The following is a 13,362-nucleotide window of genomic DNA, read 5'->3' on the forward strand; positions in this document are numbered from 1 at the left end:
CTTTTTTGAGTAATGATTAGTCTTGCGCTAAAAGCCTAAATGAGACTCAAGTTGAGATTTTGAAAATAGTCATTCACTTATCTTCTTTTCTAGAGAAGAAAATTATTGCATACGTTTGTAAAAATAATCGGTCATTGCTTGGTCTGATTCATGGGCTTCGATATAACGATTGCGCATAGAATATTCCGATGGAAAAACTAAAATTTCACGACCACAATAGGCAGCAAAATAGTTTGCAAGCAAACGTCCCGTGCGGCCATTCCCATCCCCAAAAGGATGAATCCGTTCAAAGCGCAAGAAGTAGGTAGCTGCAAATCGGGCATAAGCAGTATCGTCTTTGTGATACGTTTCATGGTTAGCTCTCAAGTCTGCATTCACATCTTCAATAAAGTTTTGAAGATACAGGGGAACAAATTTCCATTCAGGTGGGATGTGCTTACCAATACGGACATTCTTTTGCAGGTTAGGTCCTCGAATATGTCCGATTTCTTCCTCGCCGATATGATCACCCGTATGTTCTCGTTGTTCTCTTCCCAAAAGGGCTTGCCAGCTGCGAATCATCTTATGTGTAAGCGGTGTTTGCGCAGCTCCTTCTTGCTGTGAAATTATAAAAGCCCCAAAATGGCCCTTACTGGGATCTTGATAGCGAGGATCGTGGTAATCAATCTCATTGATTCCTTCAATTCGGTTGCTTTCATTTAAGAATTGAATAGCTTTTTCTGGCACTGCTGTGACTGACATTTTTATTTCCCATTAATGGTTTTGTGACTTGTTTGAACACCTTGGAAGACTTTTAGAACAAAAGCCTCACCTGCTTCTGGTTTTTTTGAATCTAATGCATAAACAGCATCAAGAACATTCTTTCCAAGAGCTGCTGGAGGAAGACCAAAGCGCTCTAGAACAAAGTCCATCATCAGCCTGGAAATACGTCCGTTTCCGTTCTCAAATGGATGAATGGAGACAAGACGTTGGTAAGCCTGTGCAGCTGTTAAGATAACGCTTTTATCACCTCTTTCACAAGATTTCAATTGTGTGTCTAACCACAAACCGTAACCCTGAGCTTTTTCATCAAGGTTATGACAGTGTGTTGGATATTCCTGATGGGCTAGACTTGATTTAGCTCTGCGGTTGCGAACCTCGCCTGGATTTTGAACATCTCCATCTTTGGCTGTCAAAGTAGCATGGATCACTCTTACTGTATCAAAAGAGACTTTTCCACTTGCTTGGGCCTTTGTTGCCATTTTCTCCTCTGCTTTGAGCCATTGATTCTGAGCATCTTGTTGGACAGATGAAGATGTGGTGATTGTAGAAGAGCCGCCCATACGTGCTCTCATCCAAGCGTCATAGGACCCTGGATCGGATGTTTCTAAAGTTGCGATATCGTTTCTAATATCTTTGGAACGAATAGAAGATTCGTAGTCAAGCAGCTGCCTATGAAACACTGGATTAATATCCATATCTTGTAATTGGATCCACTCGAAACGTATTGGTGAGAAGGCAAAATTTAAAATTTCACTAATTAGGTTCTTTCCTGAGTAATTAAGTATGTTCAAGTTCATAATCGATAGAAAAAGTTCAAATTGAGCATTTTGGGCATCAGGACTTTCTCCATTTAATGTAAGAAACTCCCTCAAAGCGTTTGGATCGTGGATAAGAAAATTATGAATTTCTAAGATTTCCTCTTTGCTTAGACTACCTGATCGAATCATAAAGTCCATCGCTTCAATGCCTCTTTGGGTTGATACCCCTTTAAAGCTTTTAATGCAGCGACTGTCTTTCAAACTGACATCTTTCATCAGTGTTTCAAGACTTGAAATATCCGATGTTTCTCTTAAGACTGCTACCCTAGGAACTTCGTTGACTCTTTCAAAGCCAGAAGGAGGAATGCTTGAGACTCGCTCGAAGTCGACGGAGGGCGTTTTTGATGCTGCATCTCGTACCATCTGGAAAAATTCTTCAAAGGCTTGTTGTTTGGGGATTCCTTTTTCTTGGCTAACTTTGTCTAGGTATCCATTGAAAAGAGCATTTAGTTCTTCTGCTCTCTGTTGGTAAAATTCCATAGGCAGTTGTTGAGTCATATTTTTACCTCCTTTTATTTTACCCCCTCATTTTGTTTATTAAATTTAAAAATTTTAATTATATTTTAACAAAATAATAATTAAAATTAAAATTATATTTTAAGTATTTTATTTTAAACATCTTATAAAAAATTTTTATTGTTTACTTATATTCGCAGATTCATTATCATTCACAGTAATTTGAAAATTAATGGTTTAGCTTAATGACAAGCATTGGAAATATTGGACAACTAGTGTACCCTGAACAGCTTAGCCCCTCTATTGAGCAAATCTATGCTAAGCCAGCATTGCGTGCTTTAGTCGATCAAGTCGGTAAAATTCAGATTAAAATCGCTGATTGTGAAGGACATCCAGCAAAGTGGTGTTGGGGAGATAAGACTATCAAGTTAGACCCTAAACTGCATCGATCTCAAGTGGATCTGATTGCTTCATTGGTCTTTGAATTATTTAACGCACTTCAAACAGCAGCTTTGGAAAAAGCCGTGGAAACAAGCTCAGATGTTGAAAAGGTAGTGTGCTCTATAGAGAAAATTGAGTATAACTCTGCTTTACTTACAAATGCAGCAATGCAATTAATTCGTGTAGGTGATTCAGAACATGACTTTTCCCATGTGAGCTCCACTTTCAATATCCATTATGCCTTAAATCAAATCAGTGGACATTCTGAATGGCTTGCTAAGGCATATTGTCCAGATCAAAAATTTAAAGGGACTTTTCCAATTCCCCTTTCCGAGTTAAATCAAGAATCTAGGCAACTTATCGGTCATTTGATTCGTGCTAAAGAGTTAGGATCTCAAAAAATAGTCTGCGGGAAAAAAGTAGGTTTTGAAGATTACATTGATGCTTTAAAGCAGAAAGCCGGATCTAACGATACCTATAAAAAAGTTCTAGAATGTATCAATAGTCTATTCCCTGAAGTTCTACTAGCTGAGGTATAAACACTAAGCCACCTTTTTAAGTTCATTATTTTAAGTATTTAAAATAGAGAAAAAAGAGGAAAAACGTTATACCTATTCCCTTTGCGTGAAGGAGTTTTTTCGTGATCTCAGCTACAATTCTGACCAAAAACTCAGAAGAGACCCTTTCGACCTGTCTCAAGGCTCTAGAAGGGTTTAACGAAGTCATCGTCCTCGATACAGGGTCGACGGATCTGACGCTGGATATTGCTCAGACCTTTTCCAATGTTAAAGTGTTTGAAGCTCCTTTCGAAGGGTTTGGCCCACTCCACAATCTAGCTGCAGAGCACGCGACAAGCGACTGGATTCTCTCACTCGATAGCGATGAAGTTTTGTCAGACGAACTCTCAAAGGAAATCCTTGCTCTGAACCTCAAGCCTGACTGCGTGTACTCCTTTCCCTTTCACAATTATTTCAATGGGAAGCACATTCGAGGTTGCGGCTGGTTTCCCGACAGACACATTCGCCTTTATAACAAAACAGCAACCCAGTTTTCCGATGATTACGTTCATGAAAAGATCCTCACAAAAGGTCTAAAAGAAGTAAAGCTAACCCATGCCGTTAAACACTATTCTTATCGCTCAATTTCAGACTTCTTGAAGAAAATGGAAAATTACTCGTCTCTCTATGCACAGCAAAATAGACAAAAAAAGTCTTCTTCTCTCCTTAAAGCCCTTTTAAAAAGCTCCTATACATTTTTTAAGTCTTACTTTCTCCAAAAAGGGTTTTTAGATGGACGTGAAGGATTCATCATCTCAAATTACAACGCACAAACGACATTTTACAAATATCTAAAACTTGAAGAGTTGAACCTTTCAGATGCTACTCTCTCTACTTTATCACCGCGTCGGAAACGGTAAGTACGCGAACCCACTCTCCTTCTTTAAAGAGCACTTTTCTTGGATCCAAGAAAGCTATAATACCCTTCACCCCGGTGACCCCCTTGGAAAAGAAGATGTCCTATGCCTTACTTTTGACGACGCAACCTTTGATTTTTATCACTACATTTTCCCCCTCTTAAAAACCTTCGAGCTCAAAGCCGTTCTCTCCGTTCCAACCGCTTACATCCCTGATCAAACAACTCTTTCTACTGAAATGCGGCTAGAAAAGATCGAAACCCTTCAGAGTGATCACCCCCCTCTCCCCTCTCCTGCCTATTGTACATGGAGCGAATTAGAGGAGATGCACAACTCTGGACTCGTTCATATCGCTTCTCATTCGGTCAATCACGTTCCTTTAACAGACGAAAGAGTCGATCCTGAGCACGAATTATGCAGCTCTAAAACCCTTCTCGAAAAAATGCTAAACACACAGATTACAACTTTCGTCTACCCCTATGGAAAATTCAATACAGCAGTCCACTTTCTAGCAAAAAAGCATTATTCCTACATCATGCGTATTGGCAACGCCATTAACTTCAATTGGCAAAACAGGAATCAACTCATCTACAGAATCAATGCCGATGCCGCAGCTCACCCCAAAGCCCCATTTCACCCCTCTAAACGGATCAAATACCTACTACGATACCTTTTTAACACCCTCCGCAAAAAATAAACTTCACATAATTTCTGACTTAAGACTAAAGTGAAAAGTTCTTGATGATTCGGAGGTCAACATGCAGTACGAGGAACTGATCGCAGAAACCGAAGAAGAGGGAATCACAAATCAAACAAGAGAAAAGCGGCTCAAAGAGCTTCAAGAATATATCAAATCTCACAACCATCTCTACGATGACCATGGATCTATGATCATCGGTAGTCGGAGTCACCCACCTCATTTACCCAAAGAAGAATAAAAATACAACCACCATAGATTCAATTACTTAGACAGGTTTTACTCATTAAACAACTGATTTTCAACCTTTTGTAAAATTATAATAATTATTTAAATAAAATTAAAAATATATTATAATAATAATTAAAGAGGCAAAAAATTGGGGAAAAAACAATGACTTCTAATACATACGGACTTACTGAACAGCAACTTTCTTATAATCAAGCGATTAATGATTATTTAGATCGTCCTTCTGAGTCGACCCTCAATAACCTTAAAGTCTCACACCAAGAGAATAATATCGGTGATTCTGCTCTAATTAATGACATTGCTAAACAACATTTCGCTGAAAAAAATGCCTCTGTTCCCAACTTGAAGATAAGAACAATCACTATCAATGCAGAAATGAAATTATTCATGGGCGAAGTGATTAAGCCGAGCGAAAAGACCGGATTAAGAAACCTCGGAAACACTTGCTGGGGTAACTCAACGCTTCAGACCTTTGTTCTTTCAAATCCAGACATCGACCCTCTACTGACAACACCTCTTGAGCAACGGAAATCTGAGCCAAGTGAGAAATTTGAAGCTCGAAAAGCATTTCAAGGCAACTTAAAAGCTTTAAAAGATGAGTACTCGAAAGAATCTCCAGACCAAACTCAGATTACCAAACTTCTCACGCAAGTCTGGACTTCTGATGTGTTAAAAAGCTCAAGTTTGAGACCTATGAATCAACAAGAAGATGCCCATGAGTTTTTAGTGCTCACCTATGAAGCTCTTGATGCCGACAAGCACGGACAAATTTCTTTTGAAGAGCGCAGCAAATTAGTAAAGCCTGAGGAGACGAGCCATTCAACAGGCGGTATTCATCAAATCATCATTACAAACCCAATCGGGACTGATCCAACTTTACAAAAGACCATCGACGGAATGTTTAAAGTTGAAACTGGCGTCAAAGCTTCAGACAATGAAGGGAAAGAGGTCAGAGCAAAAAAGAACCTATACTACAGCTCTACAAACGTGGATGTGAGTGTTCCATTATCTCTCACAGTTCAGATGCCAAGATTTGCATATAGTGGGACAGGTCAAAAAGTCACAACAGAAATCAAAGGATTTGATCAAAAGATCAGAGTTCCTTTTCACGATGATAAAGGCAATGTTGTTAAACATGGTGTCTACCAAGTTGAGAGCGTTGTCATTCATTTCGGCACAACCTTAACAAGTGGACACTACATTTCACTTGTGAGAACCGGCCCTGACTCTTGGGAAAAACGGAATGACAGCGATGTCCGTTCTATCACTTCTGAAGAAGCTTACAAAATGATGCAAGAAAATGGGTACCTCGTCCGTATGTCTCGCATTGAAGAAGCAGCAGTAGGCTAATTAATAAAATCCACTTTTGCATATTAAAATTTTTAATATATTGTAAATTTTTTGTTTACTTGTTTTTAAGTACAACAAAATTTATAATATATATAAAAAGAAAGGTGGAGAAATGCCCTCTGTTACAAACCCAATGAGGTTGATTCCTCGAGAAGCACAAACCCTCATTCAAGATCATACAGAAAAAGCTCCATATACCCCTATACTCAATGTTGAGCCAATTCTTCGCAATTGTAGCCCTTTATTTCTAAATGAACCGCCCTATCAAGACGATGACTCGTTTCTCGATAAATGCCTGAAAAGTATCAGCGCCGCTTTAGGTCTCATTCACTATGCGAGAAGCGATGTTCGTACCCTTTTAGAATTTCACCCTGTTGCAGCTCAAATTCAATCGCATGTTAAAGAAAAGTCAGATGAAATCGCAGGTGAAATGTGCAAAATGTACTTGAGTTTCCTAGATTCTATGTTTGCTTTTGAATACTATAGCGAAAAGTTAGACGTCTTAAAAGGAAACAAATCTGAAATTCCCAAAAATGAACTCATAGAAAAATTCCTTGGATCTTTTAAAGAGGTATTGGGAGCTCGAAGCTCTATCTTTATTGATGGAAAAAGAGTTTCGATTAAAGATAAAGCCTTTCGTCAAACATTACTCGATGAGAGAAAAACATACCTGGACAATCTCTACAACCAGCTGGAAAAAGTGAGTGGAAATACCCTTGAAGAAGCTGAACTGGGAGTGCAAGTCTTCAAGGAGTTGTATGAACTACAACACACCTTGCAGATTGAACTCAATTACGTTTTAGTCAGTGTTCTAGATATTGTAGAGTCTCCTCTTCAAACTTTATCTTAAAACCTAGATGGTGTCGTCAAATAATATTTCGTGACAGATTTTTACGTTAACCTCGATATCAATTACACGCGCGTCTAGCTCAAACCTCAAGGAACGTCGCATCTCAAAGGAAATATGGTGGGTATGGAAGGGATATATGCCCCTCCACTTTTTTATAGGGCCATCGGAGGCTCTTGGAGATACCGTTTAGCACTTCCAAAGCCAAAAATACCAAGAATTTAAGAGAGCTCTCTCTTGAGACTAAGCAAAATAAACCCAGAGTTCAGGTTATTATTCATTTAAACAAGTTAAAGCAGATTTTGTTATGAGAAATATTCTAGGCGCCCGATATAGCCAACCCAATGCAAGTTGTCTAAGAAAGAAAACAAGAAAGATTTTATTAGAAGACCTGAGGCAGTGCAGCATCATTGATAATACCGCTCAAACATAGCGGCACTCGGACTCGAACCAAGGACCAACGGATTATGATGGGGAAGGCTTAAAATATGCCAGGATTTCTTACAGCTTAATCCGATGTGGCACAGCTTCTAGGTTCTAAAATCCCCTTTCGAGATCTTTTTGAATCAAACTCTTTTAAATTAGATCTTACTCTGACAAAAATCCTGACACTCCCCCCCTTCCAACACTATCAAAATACAAACTAAAACAGTTGATAGTCCGTTAATTATGATGATTTATGGCGAATTTCACGAGTCAGGAAAAAGAGTAAAACCCTTAGTTCCTCAAGACGAAAAATCAAAACTGGTTTGAAATGGGGTGTTAGAAGGCCAAAGGAGCCTTCTCATATTATTAACAAACAATATGGAGAAACCATGACAGAAATAGTAAGTACAAACAAACCAACAATTATTCGACTAAGCCAATGGAACAAGCATTACCCCTATCCATCTCTCGGTACAATGCGCAACCTGATTGCGCGAAGAGAAGAAAATGGAGCCTCTGAATTTCTTAGTATGATCAATGGAAGGTTCTATATAAACGTCGAGAAATTTCATAAATGGCTGGAAAGCCAACCAACTCTAAGGAGAACTTCATGACACATATAAAAAAAGCCCCCAAAGCCAATAAGGGGGCATATCAACTAGAAATTGAAACTACCTTCAATGTAAGCAATGAGAGAAACTTTATCAACGATTTTTGTCTAGAAGCAGAAAAAGTTGAAACTCTCGATCCAGTTCCTCAAACGAAGGAGGAACTAATGAAGGCGTGCAAGGGACTAACACAAACTCTTGTCGGCAGAAATACATTTTTAAAAAATCAGGCTTACGGCTGGAAATAAAACAAATGAGCCTATCTTCTAACACAAGATAGGCTCCTAAATAAAAGGACAAATTATGAAAGCTATATTACCAAAATCTCGAAATACTGTCATTGATGAGGAATTTCTTGATCGGCAAAATGAACTCGTAAAATTGCATGAACCAAAAAGCAATATTCCTCTTCCACTTAAAAGGGAACTCTCCCCATGTCAACCCTACCCATTTAAAGCATTAGGCAAAATTTTGGGCCCGCCAGCAAAACGTCTTCATGAAATCATAAAAGCCCCAGACTCAATTTGTGGAACAAGCCTTCTTTCTGTTGGAGCTCTTTTAGCACAAGCTCATGGAGATATACATATTGATGGGAGAGTACACCCTCTTTCTCTTTTTCTTCTTAGTGTTGCAGAAAGTGGCTCGAGAAAAAGTGCTGTAGAAAAAATCGCGCTTGAACCTGTTCGTAATTATGAAAGAACGATGTTCCAAAACTATGAAATTCAAAATGAAGAGTTCAAAAATCGCTTAGACATGTGGAAAAAGCGGAGAAGCAGCATTCTAAGAATGGAAGGTAATCAGAAAGAAATTGAGCACGAACTTTCCCAGCTTGGAAAAGAGCCAGAACCACCTCTTCTACCCCATTTACTCCTAGAAGAACCCACATATGAAGGACTTGTAAAACTCTTGGCAATTGGACAACCTAGCATCGGCTTATTTTCAGATGAAGGAGGACGTATGCTTGGAGGCCATGGTATGAACCCGGAGAATGAGCTTAAAACTGCATGTGGTCTCTCATCTCTTTGGGATGGGCGAAATATTTCTAGGATTCGAAGCTCAGATGACAATTTCAATCTCTATGGCAGACGTTTTTCCACTCATCTCATGATGCAAGAAGTTGTGCTCTCCAGAGTTCTCAAGAGCAATGTAATGATGGAGCAAGGGCTATTTGCTAGATGTTTAACTTGTTTCCCTAATTCCAACGCTGGCGATCGAGCTTATGCTGAAATAGATATTTCGTCAGATGAGACAATCCGGGCTTATTATAATCATGTTAATCAGCTCCTAAATAACCCTTTCCCTCTTGCATCTGACAAAATACCTAATGAACTTAAACCATGCCCCATTTATTTAAAGCCTGAAGCTAAAAAATTATGGGTAGTCTTTCATGATGAAACTGATTCAGAGCTAGTTAAGGATGGAACTCTTTATTCCATTCGCAGAATGGCAAACAAAGCCCCAGAGCAAGCTTTGCGCATCGCAGGAATTTTAACTTTGATAGAAAACCCTGATGCCAACTCTATCTCCGCTGATACCATGTCTAACGCAATTCAGCTTGTTAAATTTTACATGAATGAAGCCTGCCGAATTTCAGAACTAGAATCTATAAACCCAGATTTAGAGTTAGCTCAAGCTCTTTTAAATTGGATGAAAAAGAAAGCTCTAAAAGCAGATGGAGAAAAACTTTTTAGTCTCCAGGAAGTTTATCAACGAGGTGGGCCAAAAGATATTCGTAATGTTGCAACAGCCAAGAAGATTCTTGGCATTCTCGAATCACACCAACAAATTATTAAAGAAGGCCAATACTGGAGGGTCAATATAGTACCGCGCTAACCGTGCTAAAAATGCTAAATCATATCATAACTCTTTTAAGATGAAATAATTAAAGCAAATCTCTTCAGGCTAAAAAGGTGCGAATGAAAAGCTAAATAAGTTCTGATTAGCATCAAACTAGCATGCGATTAGCACGTTGGAATTTTGATTCATTTCTTTGATTATAAATCAATTAAGATATGAATTAGCACCTTTCGCATCATTAGCACATACCTCTTGAGAAAATATGATTATCGATTTAATGAGCCATCTGGGAATAACTCCCATAAAAGCATCTACAAGAAGTGGAGGGATATTCCACTCACAATGCCCTGAGTGTGGGGGCAAAGACCGGTTCACAATTTGGGCAGGTCAAAATCGCTATTGGTGCCGAAGATGTAATCGAAAAGGCGATGAAGTTCAGTTTTACCAGGATTTCATGGGATTATCTTGGACGGAAGCAAAACAGAAAGTAGGCCTCTTTTCAGATCTAATATTAAAATCCAGAACTTTTCAAAAGTACCCTTCCCCTTATTATACAGAACCAGCAATCGCTCCAAAGCTTTCTTGGAAAAGAAAAATGGCAACGCTGATAGAACACACCCATCAACGACTGATAGATGACCCTATAGCTCTCCAAGGCCTTTATAAGAGAGGTTTAACTGACGCTACAATCACACAGAACTTACTGGGATTCCTTGGAGCAGGATGCGAAATCAAAAGCTTTGAAAGCAACACTATTTGGTTGCCTGAAGGATATATTATTCCCCTTTTTGGAAATGACGGATTCCCCTTTCGGCTAAAAATTAGAAAAATTAAAGACTCTTGCACCAAAGGCAAATATTATTATGTTCCAGGGGGAGCTAGTAACTGGTCAGGCATTTTTGGTAACACAAATCACGATATAGTGGTCTTAGTTGAGTCAGAATTTGATGCTATGCTTATACAGCAAGAAGCTTGGGAATATTGTTGTTGCGTAGCCTTAGGAGGATGCTCCCACCGCCCCGATATGCAAACCTACTTTTGGCTAAAACGAAAGCAAAAAATCTTGTTCGCTCTTGATTTCGACGAGGCTGGCAAAAAGGTCTATCCCAAATGGAAGTCCGGTTTTACAAAGCTCATTCCCCACCCAGTTCCTTTGGGGAAAAGTCCTGAGGAAGCTTTCGTGAAGCATAATATAGACTTAAAAAAATGGATTTCAAAATGTAGTTCTAACTAATCTCAAATAATCACATCTCTGAATCAAGATTTGAATCACATATGTGAGAAAAAAGCTGGCAGAACTCTAATATCAAAAATATTAAAACACTTTCTTTCTCCCAGCTCTATTCAGCTAGTACTTAAGGGTTGAATATTTGCGCAATACGTTGGAGTCTAATCGCAACATAATTTCTAACATTTTGATTCTGAAATCTACAGGTGGTTAGAACTTGATTTGCAGCAGCCCTTACTCTTTCTTGAGTAGCTCTCATATCATTAACATATGAGTTATTCATCGTCCCGACTCCAATAGCAGCATAATAGTTTAGAATGTTACCACGTGTTTGATTTGCTTCTCTTTCAAATATGTCCAAAGCAATAACAGCATCTTCCATTGTTACAACATCACCACTTCCTAGCGAAACTGACATTTTCTTCTCCTGTTTTAATTTTTGAAAAAATGAGAGAGTATTTTATCAAAGAGAAGAGAAAATTAAAAACATTAAAAGATTTTAAGATACATTTTTAACTTGAACCTATCCAACTAAATTTTTTATCCAAGTATAAACTACCCCCAATATTACCAATCCATTCCATATCACGAATAAACGCTCCCATCGCATCAATAGCCGACGACAACGTCTTTTTAACCAAGCAAAAGCTCGTTCTACCTTCCAGCGTTGTGGGCTCAATTTGAAGAAATGGGTAACTTCGTTAATTTCTGGCGCCCATCTTCCTTTGATTTTCCGATAGGGAATTAGAGGAAATATTCCCATGTTTAACAAAAACTGACGTAACCAGCCTGCATCATAACCTTTGTCTGCCTCAAGAACAACTACTCGCCCTTTGAGTGACTTTAATGGAAGCTGTGTAAGCAATCTGCTAACTTCCTGTTTTTCATCCCCCTTTGCATCGGTAGTTGTAATGGCTATTGCATTGCCGTTTTTATCGATAAGCAAGTGAAGCAGAACTCCCTTGCCTTTATAACCATAATCAACTTTTTCCCCTCCTCCTGGAGCGGGGGGAAAAAGAACCGTCCACAGCTACTTGAGAAAGATCAACTTTTCCTTCCATTATTGCTATCTGTAATAGCCCACTCATCACCTTATCAAAAACTCCTTCAACACTCCATTGCTTTAACCATTTGTGAGCTGTAGAACGAGGGATAAAAAGAGAGGAATCTGTCGGAAGATCCGCCCAACGACATCCTCTCGTTAAGATAAAGAGTATTGAATTCCAGGTTTTGCGTAGATCACTTCGAGGAGTTCCTCTCTCCAAAGGAAAAGTATGGTCCATAAGACCTTCAATGAGTTGCCATTGTTCATCTGATAAACACTTAAATCCTGCCATGTCATCTCCTAAATTTTTTTAAAAGAATATAGCATTTAACTTTTTAGTTGGATAGATTCTTAAACCACATATACAAAAAATTGGTATTAATTTAGAAAAATCCTCTTTAAAGCTAATCTATGGCACTCTTTATCGCATTTTCAAAGGTTTTCTCCCTACCAAGAGAGAATTTTTTATACTTTAGTTTTTTTTCAAACTCAATTATAGGTAAAAAAGATTGGTTTTGATAAAGAATGGACGATTTTAGATGGATTTAGATGATTTACAACCAGACCAGCAAAAAGCTATATTAGCTTTGATTCAAACAACTTCTGTAGCTCAAGCTGCAAAAGCTTCTAAAATCTCTGTAGCCAAACTTTGGGGCCTTCTTAAAGAAGAGAAGTTCAAAAAAGTTCTTAAAACCCACCGCAATGAGGTCTTTCGCGAAGCTTTAGATGGAATCAAATGTAGTACTACAAGAGCTGTTAACGTTCTTACAGCCCTACTTGACTCTGACGATGAAAAGATAAGACGTAGCGCCGCAAATGACATCATTGACAAAGCTATCAAAGCTCAAGAGCTCATAGAAATAGAAGAGCGCATTAAAACAATTGAGGAAATGGTATGCGAGCAGCAAAAAGATTAAGTAGCATCGAAAAGAAACTATCCACTCAAGCTAAGCAACGAAACCTGATCACTTTTAGTATTCCCTACTACGATGATGATGAGTTGTTTGTAATGATGTGTGCAAAAGCTCTAGATCAATACCCAAATCCCATCTCCAAAAACACAAAAGTCATCTTTCTACAAGACTTTAAAGATTATATCGTTGAGGATCGTTTCCTTACAGGCATCACAAATAAAAATATCAGGGAACAATGGAGTATACGAAATAAAGAAAATCGAAGTATGGTTCTCAGCTATAAAAGGTTTGTGAAACCTTGTTGATATTC

Annotated in this window: 16 protein-coding genes; 11 read left to right on the forward strand and 5 right to left on the reverse strand. The window is 38.5% G+C overall.

All coding sequences use genetic code 11. The features are described 5' to 3' along the window. Positions 1–102 precede the first annotated feature (102 nt). Together SNE_RS06470 and SNE_RS06475 are read right to left on the reverse strand one after the other, a co-directional pair. The gene (locus SNE_RS06470) at positions 103–741 is read right to left on the reverse strand and encodes a Fic family protein (RefSeq protein WP_013943576.1); all 639 of its coding nucleotides are present in this window, start codon (positions 739–741) and stop codon (positions 103–105) included. Positions 742–743: 2 nt separating this feature from the next. After that, the gene (locus tag SNE_RS06475; RefSeq protein ID WP_041418872.1) at positions 744–2,078 is read right to left on the reverse strand and encodes a Fic family protein; all 1,335 of its coding nucleotides are present in this window, start codon (positions 2,076–2,078) and stop codon (positions 744–746) included. A gap of 203 nt (positions 2,079–2,281) precedes the next feature. Between SNE_RS06475 and SNE_RS06480 the strand changes: the two genes are divergently transcribed. The 9 genes from SNE_RS06480 (at position 2,282) to SNE_RS06525 (ending at position 11,099) form a co-directional block, all read left to right on the forward strand. Further along, positions 2,282–3,016 (forward strand): hypothetical protein, encoded by a 735-nt coding sequence (locus tag SNE_RS06480; RefSeq protein WP_013943578.1) that lies wholly within the window; start codon positions 2,282–2,284, stop codon positions 3,014–3,016. A gap of 101 nt (positions 3,017–3,117) precedes the next feature. Beyond that, positions 3,118–3,894 (forward strand): glycosyltransferase family 2 protein, encoded by a 777-nt coding sequence (locus SNE_RS06485; protein ID WP_013943579.1) that lies wholly within the window; start codon positions 3,118–3,120, stop codon positions 3,892–3,894. Beyond that, positions 3,854–4,588 carry a polysaccharide deacetylase family protein gene (locus tag SNE_RS06490; RefSeq protein ID WP_013943580.1) on the forward strand — a complete coding sequence of 245 codons (735 nt, stop codon included), beginning with the start codon at positions 3,854–3,856 and terminating at the stop codon, positions 4,586–4,588. Before SNE_RS06485 ends, SNE_RS06490 begins: the two co-directional genes overlap by 41 nt. 61 nt (positions 4,589–4,649) lie before the next feature. Next, entirely contained in the window at positions 4,650–4,829 is a 180-nt protein-coding gene (locus tag SNE_RS06495; protein ID WP_013943581.1) for a hypothetical protein, read from the forward strand. Between the two features lie 152 nt (positions 4,830–4,981). Beyond that, on the forward strand, positions 4,982–6,187 hold the full coding sequence (locus SNE_RS06500; RefSeq protein WP_013943582.1) for a hypothetical protein: 1,206 nt from the start codon (positions 4,982–4,984) through the stop codon (positions 6,185–6,187). 112 nt (positions 6,188–6,299) lie between these two features. Further along, positions 6,300–7,037 carry a hypothetical protein gene (locus SNE_RS06505; protein ID WP_013943583.1) on the forward strand — a complete coding sequence of 246 codons (738 nt, stop codon included), beginning with the start codon at positions 6,300–6,302 and terminating at the stop codon, positions 7,035–7,037. Between the two features lie 1,033 nt (positions 7,038–8,070). Further along, positions 8,071–8,316, forward strand: a complete 246-nt coding sequence (locus tag SNE_RS06515) for a hypothetical protein (protein ID WP_013943587.1) — start codon at positions 8,071–8,073, stop codon at positions 8,314–8,316. Between the two features lie 55 nt (positions 8,317–8,371). After that, positions 8,372–9,901 (forward strand): YfjI family protein, encoded by a 1,530-nt coding sequence (locus SNE_RS06520; RefSeq protein WP_013943588.1) that lies wholly within the window; start codon positions 8,372–8,374, stop codon positions 9,899–9,901. A gap of 226 nt (positions 9,902–10,127) precedes the next feature. Further along, a complete protein-coding gene (locus SNE_RS06525) occupies positions 10,128–11,099 on the forward strand; it encodes a toprim domain-containing protein (protein ID WP_013943589.1) in 972 nt (323 codons plus the stop codon). A gap of 121 nt (positions 11,100–11,220) precedes the next feature. Here the strand turns inward: SNE_RS06525 and SNE_RS06530 are convergent, their stop codons facing one another. From SNE_RS06530 to SNE_RS06540, 3 genes are all read right to left on the reverse strand, one after another. Further along, positions 11,221–11,511, reverse strand: a complete 291-nt coding sequence (locus SNE_RS06530; protein ID WP_013943590.1) for a hypothetical protein — start codon at positions 11,509–11,511, stop codon at positions 11,221–11,223. Positions 11,512–11,616: 105 nt separating this feature from the next. Next, entirely contained in the window at positions 11,617–12,123 is a 507-nt protein-coding gene (locus SNE_RS06535; protein ID WP_079891495.1) for a transposase, read from the reverse strand. Next, complete coding sequence (locus SNE_RS06540) at positions 12,074–12,430, reverse strand: transposase (RefSeq protein ID WP_013943592.1); 357 nt, start codon at positions 12,428–12,430, stop codon at positions 12,074–12,076. Before SNE_RS06540 ends, SNE_RS06535 begins: the two co-directional genes overlap by 50 nt. Before the next feature lie 247 nt (positions 12,431–12,677). Between SNE_RS06540 and SNE_RS06545 the strand changes: the two genes are divergently transcribed. Both SNE_RS06545 and SNE_RS06550 read left to right on the forward strand, forming a co-directional pair. Next, on the forward strand, positions 12,678–13,055 hold the full coding sequence (locus SNE_RS06545; protein ID WP_013943593.1) for a hypothetical protein: 378 nt from the start codon (positions 12,678–12,680) through the stop codon (positions 13,053–13,055). Next, entirely contained in the window at positions 13,034–13,357 is a 324-nt protein-coding gene (locus tag SNE_RS06550) for a hypothetical protein (protein ID WP_013943594.1), read from the forward strand. The genes SNE_RS06545 and SNE_RS06550 overlap by 22 nt, the downstream gene beginning before the upstream one ends. Positions 13,358–13,362 lie beyond the last annotated feature (5 nt).

It is taken from the genome of Simkania negevensis Z, from assembly GCF_000237205.1.
Classification (GTDB): Bacteria; Chlamydiota; Chlamydiia; order Chlamydiales; family Simkaniaceae; genus Simkania; species Simkania negevensis.